Here is a 16,200-nt window from a genome sequence, read left to right on the forward strand (position 1 = left end):
CCAACCGTTGCAGGCTCATCCAGCCCAACCAGTTGGAATTGCCCGTATTTATCATCTTCGCCCAAGGTGTACACCATCAGCCAGCGGTCAGTCGGGTGAACAATCCAGTATTCTTTGACCCCGTGCCGTTCGTAGAGCTTGCGCTTTTTTTCCATGTCCATGAGTGCGGAGGAAGGTGAAACGACCTCGACAATCCAGTCCGGCGCACCGCGACAGCCTTTGTCATCCAGCTTGCTGCGGTCACAAACCACCGTAATGTCGGGCTGGACGGTGGTGTCCACCTTGTCGTCGGCTTCCTGTTGGCGTGGCAGGCGGACATCAAACGGTGCGACATAGGGGCGGCAAGGTTTGCCACGCAGATGTTGCAAAATCTGTGAGCCTAATTCCAACACCACTTCCTGATGTTGCCGTGACGGCGCCGCCATTGCATACGCCACGCCGTCAACCAGTTCCCAATGCTCACCTTCCGGCCATTTTGCGTAATCGGCGTAGGTGTACCGTGCCTGTATCTGTTCTGCTGCACTCATTTTCCGTTTCTCCGCGTGGTTGCGCCAGCTCCAAACATAGCACAAACACCGTTGCTTATTCCCCGTAGCCCAACACCGCCAGATTCTGGCGGATCACCGCATCCAGGCGTTCCGCTGCCTGCATCTGTTGGTAAAGCGTGCGCGTCAATGCCTCCATCTTGGTTTCAAAGGCGATGCCGTCGTCTTCGATTTCAGCAGCGCCCACATAGCGCCCCGGTGTCAGCACGTAGTCATTGGCCTTGATGTCATCCAGCGTGGCGGCCTTGCAGAATCCGGCCCTATCTTCATAACTGCCGTCTTTCTTTTCGCCGCGCCACGCGTGATAGGTGCGGGCAATGGCGGCGATGTCGTCGCTGGTCAGTTCCTTGTGGGTGCGGTCAACCATCGAACCCAGGTTGCGGGCGTCGATGAACAGCGTTTCACCCTGCCGGTTGCGGAAATCGCGGCTGCTGTCCGCCTGCTTGGATTGGGTCAGGAACCACAAACACACCGGAATCTGCGTGGTGTAAAAGAGCTGCCCCGGTAACGCAATCATGCAGTCGACCAGATCGTTTTCGATAATCTTCCGGCGGATTTCACCTTCCGAGTTGGTGTTGGTGGACATGGAGCCGTTGGCCATGACAAACCCCGCCACGCCATTGGCAGAGAGCTTGGCAATCATGTGCAGAATCCACGCATAGTTGGCGTTGCCGGTCGGCGGCGCTTCGTAGCCCGCCCAGCGCGGATCACGGGTCAGCTCATCCGCGCCACGCCAGTCCTTCAGGTTGAAAGGCGGGTTAGCCATGATGAAATCGGCTTTCAGGTCAGGGTGCTGATCCTTGAAAAAGGTGTCAGCAGGCACATCGCCCAGATTCCCGGCAATGCCCCGGATGGCGAGGTTCATTTTCGCCAGCTTGTAGGTGGTGCCAGTGTTTTCCTGCCCATAAATGGAAATGTCTTTTTGGTTGCCGTGGTGACTTTGCACGAACTTGACCGACTGCACGAACATGCCGCCCGAGCCGCAGCACGGGTCGTAAATCTTGCCCTTGTACGGCTCGATCATTTCCGCAATCAGGTTGACCACACACTTGGGTGTGTAGAACTCGCCGCCCAGTTTGCCCTCCGCCGCCGCAAACTTGCCGAGGAAGTATTCATACACCCGCCCGACCACATCGTTTTCTTTGTCGTGGGTGGTGTCGATATTGCTGATGGTGTCAATGAGTGCCGCCAGCTTGCTGGGGTCAAGGCCGAGGCGGGAAAAGTAGTTGTCCGGCAATGCGCCGCGCAACGCCTTGTTGTGCTTTTCCAGCGTTGCCAGCGCCGTGTCGACCTTGAGGGCAATGTCCGGCTGTTTGGCGTAAGTCTGGATGTAAAGCCAGCGGGCTTGTTCCGGCAGGTAGAACACGTTTTTCATGGTGTAGAACTCCACCATGTCGAGGTAGGCTTCCTTGCCTTCGTCGATCAGTTCCTGTTCACGATCGGCGAATTTGTCACTGGCGAATTTCAGGAAAATCAGGCTGAGGATAACGTGCTTGTATTCGGAAGACTCGACCGTGCCGCGCAGTTTGTTGGCGGTGTCCCACAGGGATTCTTCAAAACCTTTTGATGCTTGCTGCTTGGCTGTCGCCGCCATTTGGTGCGCCCTTCGTCCATAAACCCAAAAGATACACCAAAGTGACGCCACCATGCCCATTTAACGCTATAAAGCGCGCGGGGCAGTACGCCTGACCCCGCGCCCGCAGCCACTATACGCAGCCGGTCGGCTTGGGCAGGCCACCGTACTTGGTGATGGGTTTCATTGGGCCGGTTTTCCACATGGCGAACATTTCTTTCTGATCCCTGCCAAGGTATTTGGAAAACTTGCGGATCGGCGGCACAACCGCCTGGTCATCGTAATATTCGCGCGCTTTCAGGATCTGATCCCACTTGTCATCCGTCAGCTCAATGCCGTCAACTTCAGCCATGGCGCGGCCAATTTCAGGCGTCCAGTCGTCCATGCTCAACAGGTAGCCATCGCCATCACGGGGGGGTAATTCGATACTCATCATTCAATCTCCTCAAATTGCCTAGTAATTTAATCAGGTATTGCAATGAAATGATAAATGAGGAGCAGTGTCAATATTCACATTGGCCATAAGCCTCGCAGCTATGGCGCAGATGCCATGGCCGGGGCAACCCTAAAGACCACCCCGGCCTGCGTTTTTATCAAGGTGCGCCGCTAATGAGCGAACCGTTCTGCACGGTAATGGCGGTTCCCCGCGCGCGCTGGAAAGCCGCCAGTTCGGTCTGGATTTCCACCGTCGCCGCCGGGCTGACCGTTGGGTCCAGGATGGAGCCATGCACACCTGCATTGAGGCGGACGACGCCATCCACCCCTGGCGTGGTGGCGGTGATGCTGGCCAGTTTCATGACCCCGATCAGCGGCTCAGTGCCGGATAAGGGCGCGCCCGCCACCCGGTTGGGAATGACTTGGTCGTTCAGCACTTCAACCATGTGCAGCGGCTGGTTGGCGGCGGCCTTTGCCCCCAACACCACCGGATCAGCCGCATCCACCATGGTTTGCGCCACCGCCATGAACGTGGCGTAATCGGCGGAACCCGGCACCAACCCGGCACTGCCCAGGCCAGCTTGGATAACTGGGCCAAATGTCGGCGAACCATCCAACAGGCGCGCAATCCCGCCGCCGGTTGTCACCAGCGACGCAGGCGTCGGGGTTGTTTCCGCCGCCAGATAGCCCGTGCCGACAATGCCGCCGAGGGAATGCCCGATGAAACCCACCTGCGCCGTATTCAATGGCACCGCGCTGATATTCCCCAAACTCCGCCGCAGCACCAACAGGTCAGCAATCCCCTGCCGGATATTGTCGCGCGAGGTCAGCAAGCTGGAAAGGTTGATGAAATGGCTGCCGGAACTGTCAACCACCCCGTCAGCGCCATCAGCACCCGTTGTGGCATTTTGCACATCCAGGTTGAACGTGCGTTCAGCGTCATCGGGAAACGCCGTGTTGGCCGCATTCAGGGGGTCTGCCGCATTGGTCACGCCGTGCAGCGGCAAATCGATGGCGATGCCGACGAAACCCGCATCCGCCAACGTATCCGCCAGCGCCAGCAAGTCTTCACGGTTACGGGAAATGCCATGCTGGAAAATCACCACCGGCCAACCGCCATCCGGCGGCGTGGCCCCAACCACTGACGTTGCATTGGGCACGGTCATCAGCACCGGAATGGTCTGGGTGGAAGTCGCCACTGGCGCAGGGTTGTAACGGGTCAGGAAAGAGCCGCCCGCCCCAGTCCAGAAACGGGTCAGCGGTGCGGTCGGGTTGGCCGCACTGGGCGCGCTCAGGTAATACGGCGTTTGCAGGGTGCCGATGTGCACGTCCGCCTTGCCCGCCAGCGCTGGCAGAACCGCTTTGGTGGAACCAATGGTTGGCGACATCTGCATCGCGCCCGCCGCCGCCTGGTTCCTGATCGCGTCCAGTTCCGGCGTGACGGATAAGGTGGTGAAACTCCAGCTCAACACAATGCCCGCAGCGCTGACGCCCTGGCTGGCCGCCACCGTTTCCTGGTTGTTCACCAGTTGGCGCACCGGCTCCAACGCCGCGTACTCGCCGCTCAAGGCGGTGGCGCTTTTCGCCAGCAAGTAGGCGGAATCACTGCTGGCCGCCTTGCCATCCGCACCCTTGATGGCGTTGGTCAACACCACCAAATAACTGGTGCTTTCCTTCAACGGCTTCAGCGGCAGCAACACCAGCGTATCCTTGTTGTCGCCCGTCGCAGCCGCCAACAGGTCGGCAGCGCCCAGTTCGCGCACCACGCCAGTAATTGCCTGGGTGGCGGCGTCCTTGGTCACTTCATAGACATGAATGCTGGAACCAACCTGTAGGGAGGCCGTATTCAGGCTATTGCCAAAAGCAGCGGTGATCGGCGCGCTCAGGCCAAAACCGTCCAGCGTGTTCAGGGCGGTGGCCAACGCCAACTGGCCGGTATTGGTGATGCTGGTGGTCGGGATGTTCAGCGTGCCATCCTTGGAGCCAGCCAGAAACAGGTCGTTGGTCTGCGGAATGGCACCCGACACAAGGTCAAACCGCGCCACCGCCGAACCGGCCCCCGTCGCCGTGGTATCCGTCGACGCATTAAAATCATAGTCGTTGGAATCATTACAGCCGTTGAGCCCCAACAACCCCAACGCAAGCAGGACGCTCGCCTGCAAGTGACGCAGTTTCATACAAGCCTCCTCCTAGAATGACCAATTGAGCTGGGCGCTGACAACATCCACATCGCTGTCATACAGGCCGCGCAAAGCATAGCCCGTCGCGCTGTCAATATTGTCGATCGGGGTGTCATCCACAAACAGGTGGCTGTAGCCCACGTCGACACTCAGGTTTTTCTTCAGCTTGTAATTGGCGCCAGCGGAAACCCAGGTGCGGTCGCTGTCCGGGATGCGCGCTGTGCGGTGCAAGGCGTCCGGCACCGGCGACTCATCCAGCGCCACGCCGGTGCGCAGCTTCAGGCGCTCGTTACGCTGGTAATTCAACCCAAGGGAATAACGGTTGGCATCCTTCCAACTTTCATCCACATCGGAAATGACCGCGCCAGTGTCAGCGTTGGTCACCCGCAGGCGTTTGAAGCTGCTCCATTGGGTGCGGGTGACATCCCCCAGCACCTCCACCTTGTCATTCAATTTGTGGGCAACCGACAGGGACACGATCGCGGGCAAATCCGCCTCCGCAGCAGCGGGCGCATCGTTGAAGCGGGTGACGCCAGTCGCCGTCAGGATCGGCTGGAGGGCGGGATTGACGGTGTAATCCGCCGTACCCTCCAGATTGTGCTTAATCTTGGAACGGTAACTGAGGCCAAGCTTGGTCTTGTCGGTCGGCTTGTACAAAACACCGGCATTGTAGTTGAACGACCAATCATCCCCCTTGATGGTCGCCTTGCTGTCGGTGGCCGCGTTGCCCACCTTCGGCAACGCCGTCAAGCACTGGGTCAGCAATGCACCACTATTGGCGGCGCTGGCGATGCTGCGGCAAGTCGCCGCCGAATCAATCGCACTGCTGAGGGTGACATCAATGTATTGGGCGCTGACGCCGCCGCCCACCGACAGCTTGTCATTGACCTCGTAGGAAACCGCCGGATTGATATTGACCGTCTTCATATCGGACTTGAGCGCATGGTAGCGGCCATACCAGCCGTCATCGTAATTGGTTTCCAGGCCAAACGGCGCATTGATCCCCAAGCCCGCCTTGGTGCGCTCATTGATCGGGTATACCGCATAGAAATTGGGCACAACGGCGCTCTTGTCCGTACTGCCATTGACGCCGCCCAACGCGGTTTCGGCAGCGGCGACATTCCCGCCGGTCAATGCCGGGTTGACCCGCGACGCCACATTGGTGAAGTTGGCCTGCGGCATAATGAAGTGAACGGCGGCGGACACTTGCTTCGTATCCTTCAGCTCCGACATCCCGGCGGGATTGAACCAGATGGTCGACGCATCTTCCGCGCTGGCGGCCGCCCCCGCAAACGCGTTGCCCATGCCGGAAGCCGAACTCTCAACCAAACCAAACCCCGCCGCATACAACGGCGAACTGGCGCAGCAAAAAAACGCGCTTCCCACCCATATCCTGCATGATGTTTTCATGACGCTCCTCCTCCTATTCGATGACACATATTTTTCTCGGTTACAGTTCTGTTAATTTAGCAGGATTAACGGAACAAATGCCTTATTTGATTACGAAAAACATCGGGCTGTCCCGAATTGGGCGGTTTTCAACCACTCTGGCGCACCATCATCACGACCGAAATCAGCAGCAGGCCAATGGTGGTGGGCAATTTGACCAGTAAAGCTGCCCACCCTGCCCAGCACAAGCCCGAACGAAACGCCCACAGCCTTACCCGAACGTGTAAACCCGCACGCTTTCCTGTTCATTGGGATCATTACGCGACACCAGCGCAATCGCCTCCTCCGTGCTGCTCAAGTTCACGGGCTGGTGAGGCACGCCATCGGGGATAAAAATAAAATCCCCCTGCTGGTTGATGATCGACTTGGAAAGATTTTCCCCATAAAAAGTCTGCACCCTGCCCTTCAGCAGATAAATCGCCGTCTCAAAACCGTCATGATAGTGCGGCTCTGCCTTCGCGGAGGGCGGAATGATCACGATATTCATGGAAATTCCGCTTGATCCGGCGGTTTTCCCCGAAATACCGACATAGTTTGGCAACTGCTGAACGGTATCGACGGTTTCTGCGGGTCTTACCGTCACAATATCCTGCTCCAGATTCACGGCAATACCTCCTGCCTATGTCACATTTACTACCCAGGCGGCCAGTATAGCCCGCCGCCCAACCACCGCCTAAATTCCGCCGCCGCAGCCGGGAGAATGCGCCCCCTTGAAAACGGCGGTGGCAGCACGAACTATAGGGGAACAAGGCGCGCCCAAACCGCCGTCACAGGACAACACCATGCCTGAATCTTCCTGGTTACTGCTGCTGTTGCTGACAGTGGCCGCCATCGCCGCCTTTGCGTGGCCGCATCACCGTTTGCGCAAGGCGGTGGATGCGCCGTTTCCGGCGGCGTGGCGGGAAATCGTGCTCCGCAACCTGCCCGTCTACCAGCGGATGCCCACCAGCCTGCAACGCCAGTTGGAACAGCGCATCCAGCAATTTCTGCACCAAAAGCATTTCACCGGCTGCAACGGCCTGGAAATCACCGACGAAATCCGCGTGACCATCGCCGCCGACGCCTGCCTGCTGATCCTCAACCGCAACACCGGCGTTTACCCCGGCCTGCGCTACATCCTGGTCTACCCTGACGGCTTCCGCGTCACCGCCGAGAGCAGCGATGCGGCCGGACTGGTCAGCACCCGCTGGCGCGGCCTGTCCGGCGAGTCGTGGAGCAATGGCAAGGTGATCCTATCGTGGGCGGATGTCATGCGCGGCAACCGCGATTTCACCGACGGCGCCAATGTCGCCCTGCATGAATTCGCCCATCAACTGGACTACGAGGACGGGGCCACCAATGGCGCGTCCCTCCTCAGCAGCGCGGCGCGCTACCAACGCTGGGCGGAAGTGCTGGGTGGGGAGTTCGCCGCCTTGCAACAAGCCGCCGTCCAGGGCGAGGAAACCCTGCTGAATTACTATGGTGCGACCAATCCCGCCGAGTTTTTCGCCGTCGCCACCGAACATTTCTTCGAACAGCCGCAACAACTGGCGGAACAGCACCCCGCGCTGTTTGCCGAATTGCAGCGTTATTACCGCATCAACCCGGCGGAATGGCGACCGACAGCGCAGCCGCCAAGCTGATCCAGGAAACCGGCTACCACCGCCGCGACGCCGAACTGGCCGAGCTACAAGCGCAGCTTCCTCAATGCTAGCGTATATGCTAGCATTGAACCATCAAGACCAGCGCGAGTAACCTGCTTGAACGTCATCATTGATACCAACGTCATGGTCGCAGCCCTGTTGGGAAAAGAGGATGCCGCTGCCCGGCAGACGATAGGGCTTGCCTTGCAAGACAAGCTTACTCCCTTGATGGGCGATGCCCTGTTCAACGAATATCTGGACGTGATCAGCCGCGAAGATCTCATGCAGAAATGCCCGTTCAACAGCGATGAGCGCATGGATTTTCTGGCCGCTTTCTTCTCCAGTTGCCAATGGTGCAGGATTTATTTCGGCTGGCGACCCAACCTGCAAGACGAAGGTGACAACCACCTGATTGAACTCGCTATCGCGGGTGGAGCCAAATACATCATCACCACCAATGTGCGTGATTTCAAAAACGGGGAACTGCTTTTCGACAACCTGAGAGTCGTGACTCCCCAGGAATTTATCAAGGAGGCGTTATGGGCGTAATCACAGTCAGGCTGCCGGAAGATACCCACCAACGGGTCAAAAACCTAGCGGCTTCCCGCAACATCAGCATCAACAAGCTGTACGAAGAGTTCACCATCATGGCGTTAACTGAATTTGACGCGGAAAACCGTTTCAAAGCGCTGGCCAGCCGTGGCAATAAACAACGAGGGTTGGAATTGCTAAAGAAACTGCAAAACCATTTTGGGGATTCCGCCTGAGAATCCGGATATGCAACAGAAAACGGCCAGCCGCATCGGCTGGCCGCTGATCACGGCAGCGCTTAGTCCGACAAGCCCAGGTTGCGCCAGATGCCCATGCTCGGCTCAACCCGGTTCATGGTGTAGAAATGCAAGCCTGGCGCGCCGGTTTCCAGCAGGTTTTCGCACAGCAACGTGACGAATTCCGTGCCGAAATCGGTGATCGCTTCGGCATTGTCGCCGTAGGTTTCCAGTTGCTTGCGCAGCCAGCGCGGGATTTCCGCCCCGCACATGTCGGAAAACCGCGCCAGTTGGGTGTAGTTGGTGATCGGCATAATGCCGGGCACGATCGGGATGTCCACGCCCCTGGCGGTGCAGGCGTCAACAAAGTGCCAATAGGCGTCCGCATTGTAGAAATACTGCGTGATGGCGCTGTTGGCGCCCGCCTTGACCTTGCGCACAAAGTTGTCGATGTCGGATTTCAGGTTCGGTGCCTGCGGGTGCATCTCCGGGTAGGCCGCCACTTCGATGTTGAAATGGTCGCCGGTTTCCTGGCGGATGAATTCCACCAGTTCGTTGGCGTAACGGAATTCGCCGATGTCGCGCGTGCCGGAGGGCAGGTCGCCGCGCAGGGCGACGATGTGCCGGATGCCGTTGCCTTGGTAGGTTTGCAGGATTTCACGGATTTGCTCTTCACTGGAGCCGACGCAGGACAGGTGCGGCGCCGCCTCGATGCCGGAATCGCGCTGGATTTCCAGCACCGTATTCAGCGTATTGGTTTGCGTGGAACCGCCCGCGCCATAGGTGACGGAAAAGAAACGCGGCTTCAGTTCCGCCAGTTGCGTGCGCACCGCCCGCAGGTTTTCCGCGCCCTTCTCAGTCTTGGGCGGGAAAAATTCGAAGCTGAAAATCAGGTCGTCACGTTGTTCGTGCTCATGTTCGTGTGCATCATTCATAACTAAACTCTCATCCAGCGGGCACCCGCCCGCTTCAGTTGGGATTTCATCTGACTCCATACACTGGAAACAACAGGCGGTGCAGGTTCCTGCGTCTGCAATTCGGGAATCGCCTGCCTGATCTGCCGGACAAGCAATGTCCAGGCATGATCAGGCTGGGAAACCGGCAAAGCCGCCAGGGCTTGCCCAATTTGCAACACCAAGGCGTGATAGACAAACAGGTTCTGGAAGTCCGCCCGCAAACCTTGCAAGGCGCATATTTCTGCCAGCTGCAAATACCGCCATACCCTCGGGTCTGATTCCGGCAACTGCCGCGCCCGCCAGTACAGGTAAAACGGCAAGTTATAGGGCATCGCCTTGCCGACGCCCACCAGCGAATCCGCCGCCAAAACCCGGTCACACAAGGCCTGCGGCTGATCCAGGCCAATGCCGAACAATTGCCGCAGACCGCTTTCGATGGCCTGCCCCGCAGCGTCTTCAACCGCCATGCCCGCCTGCGCCGTATGGGTATGGTAGTTGATCCAATGCCCCAGTTGCACGCGCGCGTCCTGAGCCTCAGCCTGCGTTTTGCGCCGGTAGTATTCCCGCACCCGCGCTTTCGCATCGAACCACGGGGCCAGTTCCACCGGCGCATGGGACAAGACCGCCAATTGCGTCATGCCAAACGGTTCAATGTGGCTCCAGCCAAACCCGGCTTGTTGCGCCAGATCCGCCAGCTTTTCCGGCGACAGCAGGAAATAATGCGCTCCCGGCGACAAGGCCGCGAGCAGTTCCCCCGGTGGCGTTTGTGGTTCCAAAGCCCCGGCGCGTGGCGTGGTCAGTAGCAGCACGCCGCCCGGATTCAGCCGTGCGCGCAACTCCTGCAAAAACGCCAACGGTTGCGGCACATGTTCCAACACTTCCGTCGCATAGATGCAATCGAACTGCTGGCTTTGCACCACTGGCGCATCTTTCAGGTAATGGGCATGGATGGGGATTTCCAGCAGTTTTTGCCCCATCACGCCATAAGCGGATGGCTCCAGTCCGATAACGGTTTGCGCATCCCACAAAGTACGGCAATAGTCCAGCGCAACCCCGGCATTGCAGCCAATTTCCAGCACTGAGCGGAAACCGGCGAACGGCAAGCGCTCCAGCAGGCCCACTTTCCAGTCCAGCCCGCCCACCATTTCCAGGTAATGGTAAATGTAGTAGGGGAAATCAGGGTCTTGCAAAATGATGTTCTGGTCAGGGTATGGCACCAGAAAGCGTTCCATGTCAGGGAACCACGCGCTGCCGCATGCCCCGCACAGGGCCGCTTCCATCATGCCCATTTCCTTGACCCAGTGGGCGACCTGCAACACCAGATGGTTGTGCTGCGTATTGCCACACACGGCACAGGCCTCGGTGGTTGCAGGGCGTGGCCCGTACCAGACGACCCGCTCATTTTGCATATGGATTTGGCCCTCTGAGAAAGAAACCCCTCCTAACCTCCCCTTGTCAGGGGAGGAACAGGAAGGTGCCATTACCCTCTTACTCCCTCCCCTGATAAGGGGAGGGTTGGGGTGGGGTTTCTTCGGGATTTCCTAATAGCGGTAATGATCCGCCTTGTAAGGCCCTTCCACCGCAACGTCGATGTACTGCGCCTGGAACTCGGTCAGGGTGGTCAGTTGCGCGTTCAGTTTCCTCAACTGCAAACGGGCGACCTTCTCATCCAGATGTTTCGGCAGGGTGTAGACGTTGATCGGGTATTCGCCGCTGTCACGTTTAGTCCACAGTTCAATCTGCGCGATGGTCTGGTTGGCGAAGGAGGAGGACATGACGTAAGACGGATGCCCAGTCGCACAACCGAGGTTCACCAGGCGGCCTTTGGCCAGCAGGGTGATGCGCTTGCCATCCGGGAAGATGATGTGGTCGACCTGCGGCTTGATTTCTTCCCACTGGTATTTTTCCAGCGAGGCGACATCGATTTCATTGTCGAAATGGCCGATGTTGCAGACGATGGATTCATTTTTCATCTTCGCCATGTGGTCATGGGTGATGACGTGGTAGTTGCCAGTCGCGGTGACGAAGATGTCAGCTTTATCCGCAGCGTAATCCATGGTCACGACGCGGTAGCCTTCCATCGCCGCTTGCAGGGCGCAGATCGGGTCGATTTCCGTCACCCATACCTGGGCGGACAAGGCGCGCAGGGCCTGGGCGGAACCTTTGCCGACGTCGCCGTAGCCGCACACCACGGCGATCTTGCCTGCAACCATCACGTCGGTGGCGCGCTTGATGCCGTCAACCAGGGACTCGCGGCAGCCGTACAGGTTGTCGAATTTGGATTTGGTGACGGAATCGTTGACGTTGATGGCCGGGAATTTCAGCTCGCCACGCGCATGCATCTGGTACAGGCGGTGTACGCCGGTAGTGGTTTCTTCGGTGACGCCACGCACTTCCGCCAGACGGGCGCTGTACCAGTTGGGGCTGGTTTCCAGGCGGTTGCGGATGGCGGCGTACAAATAGGTTTCCTCTTCGGAAGTCGGGTTGGCGACCAGGGAAGGATTTTTTTCCGCCCGCGCGCCCAGGTGCAGCAGCAGGGTTGCGTCGCCGCCATCATCCAGGATCATGTTGGCTTGCTGACCGTTTGGCCACTCGAAGATTTTGTGGGTGTATTCCCAGTACTCGGCCAGTGATTCGCCTTTGAATGCAAAGACTGGCGTACCGGCGGCGGCGATGGCGGCAGCGGCATGATCCTGGGTGGAGAAGATATTGCAGGAAGCCCAGCGCACATCAGCGCCCAGCGCTTGCAGGGTTTCAATCAGCACCGCGGTCTGGATGGTCATGTGCAGGGAACCGGCAATGCGCGCGCCTGCCAACGGCCTGGAGGCGGCGAATTCCTCACGGATAGCCATCAGCCCTGGCATTTCATGCTCGGCGATCTTGATTTCCTTGCGGCCCCAATCAGACAAAGCAAGGTCGGCGACAACGTAGTCGTTAAAAGTAGCCATATTGTAAGTCTCCTAAATTCTTGTTACAGGCCAGCGGCGGAACGCAGCGCCTCAGCCTTGTCAGTGCGTTCCCACGGCAGGTCAAGGTCATCACGGCCGAAGTGACCGTAGCTTGCGGTGCCGCGATACATTGGGCGCAACAGGTCGAGCATTTTGGTGATGCCGTAAGGGCGCAGGTCGAAGTGTTCACGCACCAGCGCTTCGATCAGGCTTTCGTCCACCTTGTTGGTGCCGAAGGTGTCCACCGTGATGGAAGTCGGTTGCGCCACGCCGATGGCGTAGGAGACTTGGATTTCGCAGCGGTCGGCCAAACCAGCCGCCACAATGTTTTTGGCCACATAGCGGCCAGCGTAGGCAGCGGAGCGGTCAACCTTGGATGGGTCTTTGCCGGAGAAGGCGCCGCCGCCGTGGCGCGCCATGCCGCCGTAGGTGTCAACGATGATTTTGCGGCCTGTCAGGCCACAATCGCCGACCGGGCCGCCGATGACGAAGTTGCCGGTTGGGTTGATGTGGAATTTGGTGTCCTTGTGCAGCCATTCCGTTGGCAGGACAGGGAAAATGACATGTTCCATCACCGCCACGCGCAGGTCATCCAGGCTGATGTCCGGGCTGTGCTGGGTGGACAGGACAACGGCGTCAATCGCCACGATCTTGCCTGCTTCATAGCGCACGGTGACCTGGGATTTGGCATCCGGGCGCAGCCAAGGCAGGGTGCCATCCTTGCGCACTTCGGATTGCTTGCGCACCAGACGGTGGGCGTAGGTCAGCGCGGCAGGCATCAATACGTCGGTTTCATTGGTGGCGTAACCGAACATCAGGCCCTGGTCGCCAGCGCCTTGCTCTTCCGGTTTGGCGCGGTCCACGCCCATGGCGATGTCAGGGGACTGTTTGCCCAGCGCATTGATGACAGCGCAGGTATGGCCGTCGAAACCGATTTCGGAATTGTTGTAGCCGATGTCGTTGACCACATCGCGCACGATGTTTTCGTAGTCGATTTCAGCGGTGGTGGTGATTTCGCCCGCCAGCACGACCATGCCGGTCTTGGTCAGGGTTTCGCAGGCGACGCGCGCATACGGGTCTTTGGCGATGATGGCGTCCAGAATGGCGTCGGATACCTGATCCGCCATTTTGTCTGGGTGGCCTTCGGAAACAGACTCGGAAGTAAACAAATAACTTCTCTCAGTCATTTACGTTCTCCTTAAACAAAAGTAAAAATGAATGACTGAGCGCCGTTATGTCTTGAAGCACAGCCCGAGCCTGGCAGGGTTGGAGCCCCCGTCGCAACGCTCCTCGGACTGGAACGCGCAATCATAGCGGAAAGATAATGATCATGCAGCATTCAGGGTTATTCGGGTTCTCCCAATTTTCCCATTATTGGTCAGCTATCTATCTAACAAGGGAGAGTTGCCCCTTCCCAGGAAGTCCGCCACAATACAAGAGCTTTTATCTGCCTGAATAATAACCATGCAAGCGGGCGCTGCTGTTTCGTCTTGGTCGCGCTTACGGAATGGCGGTTAATGACAAGGCAATGCAGGAATTCCATGCTGAAACTGCCTCATGCCATTGTGCAGTCTATAATGTGTCCTGCCATTCGCCAATTTTAAGACCGTGTCTTTTACACGGCGCTTCACACTATTTGAAAACTACAGGAGACCCGTCAATGACTACACGCCGCGAGTTGGCCAACGCAATCCGCGTACTGGCGATGGATGCCGTACAAAAAGCAAATTCCGGGCATCCGGGCGCACCGATGGGGATGGCAGATATTGCTGAAGTCCTCTACAACGATTACATGTCCCACAACCCACAGAATCCACAATGGGCTAACCGTGACCGTTTCGTCATGTCGAATGGTCATGGCTCTATGCTGCCTTATTCCGTCTTGCACCTGACCGGCTATGACATCTCCATGGATGACCTGAAAGCCTTCCGCCAGCTGCATTCCAAAACCCCGGGCCACCCGGAATACGGCTATGCGCCGGGTATCGAAACCACGACCGGCCCATTAGGCCAAGGCATCAGCAATGCGGTCGGCATGGCGCTGGCGGAAAAGGTGCTGGCTGCACAGTTCAACAAGCCGGGGCACGACATCGTTGACCACTATACTTATGTGTTCCTCGGCGACGGCTGCCTGATGGAAGGCATTTCCCACGAAGCCTGCTCCTTCGCCGGTACGCTGGGTCTGGGCAAGCTGATTTGCTTCTACGATGACAACAATATTTCCATCGACGGTGAAGTGGACGGCTGGTTTACCGACAATACCCCCAAGCGCTTTGAAGCTTACGGCTGGCATGTCGTGGCGGGCGTCAACGGCCATGATGCAAACTCCATCAAGGCTGCGGTCGAAGCTGCCCGTGCTGAAACTGGCAAGCCTTCCATCATCTGCTGCAAGACCACCATCGGCTACGGCTCGCCGAACAAGGCAGGTTCCCACGACTGCCACGGTGCGCCGCTGGGCAATGATGAAATCGCCCTGACCCGTCAGGCACTGGGTTGGGAATATGGCCCGTTTGAAATTCCTGAGCAGGTTTATGCCGGTTGGGATGCCAAAGCCAAAGGTGCGGCAGCGGAAGAAGCTTGGAGCGGCAAGTTTAGCGCTTATGCGGCGGCCTACCCTGCGGAAGCGGCTGAATTCACGCGCCGCATGGCCGGTGAATTGCCTGCCAACTGGGCGGAAGAATCCACCAAAGCCATTGCGGCGGTGAATGCAAAAGCTGAATCCCCGGCGACCCGTGTGGCTTCCAAAGGCGCACTGGACGCTTTCGGTGCCTTGCTGCCGGAAATGCTGGGCGGCTCCGCTGACCTGACGCCTTCCAACAACACCTTCCACAAGTCCAGCAAGCACATCAGCCCTGGGCATGGCAAGGCGCAGGACTTCAGCGGCAATTACCTGTCATACGGTGTGCGCGAGTTCGGTATGAGCGCGATCATGAACGGCATTACCCTGCATGGCGGTTTCATGCCTTATGGCGCCACCTTCCTGATGTTCTCTGAATATGCCCGAAATGCCCTGCGGATGGCGGCATTAATGAATATTCACAGCATTTTCGTTTACACTCACGACTCTATCGGTTTGGGTGAGGATGGCCCCACCCATCAGCCGGTTGAACAGATTCCGACGCTGCGCATGATTCCGCGCATGTCGGTATGGCGCGCTTGTGATGCGGTGGAAACCATTGTTTCCTGGAAACACGCGATTGAATACCAAGGCCCAAGCTGCCTGATCTTCTCGCGCCAGAACCTGAAACATCAGGTTCGCACGCCGGAACAGATTGCCAATATCGCCAAAGGCGGGTATATCCTGAAAGATACGGACGGCACGCCTGATGTCATCGTGATTGCCACCGGTTCCGAAGTCGCGCTGGCGATGGACGCAGCCGAGCAGTCCGACAAGAAAGTCCGCGTGGTTTCCATGCCATCGACTGACGTGTTTGATGCCCAGGATGCCGCCTACAAGGAATCTGTCCTGCCAGCAGCGGTGACTGCCCGCGTTGCGGTGGAAGCGGCGATTGGTGATGGTTGGTACAAGTACGTTGGTTTGAACGGCAAGGTTGTGTGCATGACCAGCTTCGGCGAATCAGCCCCGGCTGGCCAGCTGTTCAAGGAATTCGGTTTCACGGCTGAAAACGTGCTGAATGCGATCAACGCCGTCGCATAAACAAAATGCCAGGCGGCTTTTCAAGAGAGGGGAAAGCCGCCGCTGATTTTATCGTTTGAGTGAATGA

Annotated in this window: 14 protein-coding genes and 1 riboswitch; of the genes, 4 read left to right on the forward strand and 10 right to left on the reverse strand. The window is 58.1% G+C overall.

The genetic code is table 11. The features are described from left to right. The 6 genes from VSS37_RS10880 to VSS37_RS10905 all read right to left on the reverse strand — a co-directional run. A partial coding sequence (locus tag VSS37_RS10880) for a Uma2 family endonuclease (RefSeq protein WP_324695129.1) occupies positions 1–527 on the reverse strand: 527 nt, incomplete at its 3' end. Between the two features lie 55 nt (positions 528–582). Continuing rightward, positions 583–2,139 carry a type I restriction-modification system subunit M gene (locus VSS37_RS10885; RefSeq protein ID WP_324695131.1) on the reverse strand — a complete coding sequence of 519 codons (1,557 nt, stop codon included), beginning with the start codon at positions 2,137–2,139 and terminating at the stop codon, positions 583–585. A 112-nt stretch (positions 2,140–2,251) separates the two neighbouring features. Further along, positions 2,252–2,554, reverse strand: coding sequence for a TusE/DsrC/DsvC family sulfur relay protein (locus VSS37_RS10890; RefSeq protein ID WP_324695133.1), 303 nt, complete (start codon positions 2,552–2,554; stop codon positions 2,252–2,254). 157 nt (positions 2,555–2,711) lie between these two features. Beyond that, complete coding sequence (locus VSS37_RS10895; RefSeq protein ID WP_324695135.1) at positions 2,712–4,730, reverse strand: lipase; 2,019 nt, start codon at positions 4,728–4,730, stop codon at positions 2,712–2,714. A 12-nt stretch (positions 4,731–4,742) separates the two neighbouring features. After that, positions 4,743–6,143 carry an OmpP1/FadL family transporter gene (locus tag VSS37_RS10900; RefSeq protein WP_324695136.1) on the reverse strand — a complete coding sequence of 467 codons (1,401 nt, stop codon included), beginning with the start codon at positions 6,141–6,143 and terminating at the stop codon, positions 4,743–4,745. A 250-nt stretch (positions 6,144–6,393) separates the two neighbouring features. After that, the gene (locus VSS37_RS10905) at positions 6,394–6,786 is read right to left on the reverse strand and encodes a cupin domain-containing protein (protein WP_324695138.1); all 393 of its coding nucleotides are present in this window, start codon (positions 6,784–6,786) and stop codon (positions 6,394–6,396) included. Between the two features lie 178 nt (positions 6,787–6,964). On the opposite strand from VSS37_RS10905, the gene VSS37_RS10910 reads away from it, so the two are divergent. From VSS37_RS10910 to VSS37_RS10920, 3 genes are all read left to right on the forward strand, one after another. Further along, positions 6,965–7,804, forward strand: a complete 840-nt coding sequence (locus VSS37_RS10910) for a M90 family metallopeptidase (RefSeq protein WP_324695139.1) — start codon at positions 6,965–6,967, stop codon at positions 7,802–7,804. 117 nt (positions 7,805–7,921) lie between these two features. Further along, on the forward strand, positions 7,922–8,353 hold the full coding sequence (locus VSS37_RS10915; protein ID WP_324695140.1) for a putative toxin-antitoxin system toxin component, PIN family: 432 nt from the start codon (positions 7,922–7,924) through the stop codon (positions 8,351–8,353). After that, entirely contained in the window at positions 8,344–8,571 is a 228-nt protein-coding gene (locus VSS37_RS10920) for a toxin-antitoxin system HicB family antitoxin (RefSeq protein WP_324695142.1), read from the forward strand. The genes VSS37_RS10915 and VSS37_RS10920 overlap by 10 nt, the downstream gene beginning before the upstream one ends. A gap of 62 nt (positions 8,572–8,633) precedes the next feature. Here the strand turns inward: VSS37_RS10920 and metF are convergent, their stop codons facing one another. The 4 genes from metF to metK all read right to left on the reverse strand — a co-directional run bounded on the left by metF (position 8,634) and on the right by metK (position 13,662). Next, positions 8,634–9,506 (reverse strand): methylenetetrahydrofolate reductase [NAD(P)H], encoded by an 873-nt coding sequence (gene metF / locus VSS37_RS10925; RefSeq protein WP_324695144.1) that lies wholly within the window; start codon positions 9,504–9,506, stop codon positions 8,634–8,636. Between the two features lie 2 nt (positions 9,507–9,508). Further along, a complete protein-coding gene (locus VSS37_RS10930) occupies positions 9,509–10,936 on the reverse strand; it encodes a class I SAM-dependent methyltransferase (RefSeq protein WP_324695145.1) in 1,428 nt (475 codons plus the stop codon). A gap of 132 nt (positions 10,937–11,068) precedes the next feature. Beyond that, complete coding sequence (gene ahcY, locus VSS37_RS10935) at positions 11,069–12,475, reverse strand: adenosylhomocysteinase (protein WP_324695147.1); 1,407 nt, start codon at positions 12,473–12,475, stop codon at positions 11,069–11,071. Positions 12,476–12,498: 23 nt separating this feature from the next. Continuing rightward, entirely contained in the window at positions 12,499–13,662 is a 1,164-nt protein-coding gene (gene metK / locus VSS37_RS10940; protein ID WP_324695149.1) for a methionine adenosyltransferase, read from the reverse strand. Positions 13,663–13,692: 30 nt separating this feature from the next. Then, a riboswitch (S-adenosyl-L-homocysteine riboswitch) is annotated at positions 13,693–13,773 on the reverse strand. Between the two features lie 362 nt (positions 13,774–14,135). Between metK and tkt the strand changes: the two genes are divergently transcribed. After that, the gene (gene tkt / locus VSS37_RS10945; protein WP_324695150.1) at positions 14,136–16,133 is read left to right on the forward strand and encodes a transketolase; all 1,998 of its coding nucleotides are present in this window, start codon (positions 14,136–14,138) and stop codon (positions 16,131–16,133) included. Positions 16,134–16,200 lie beyond the last annotated feature (67 nt).

It is taken from the genome of Candidatus Thiothrix phosphatis (assembly GCF_035668035.1).
Lineage (GTDB): Bacteria > Pseudomonadota > Gammaproteobacteria > Thiotrichales > Thiotrichaceae > Thiothrix > Thiothrix phosphatis.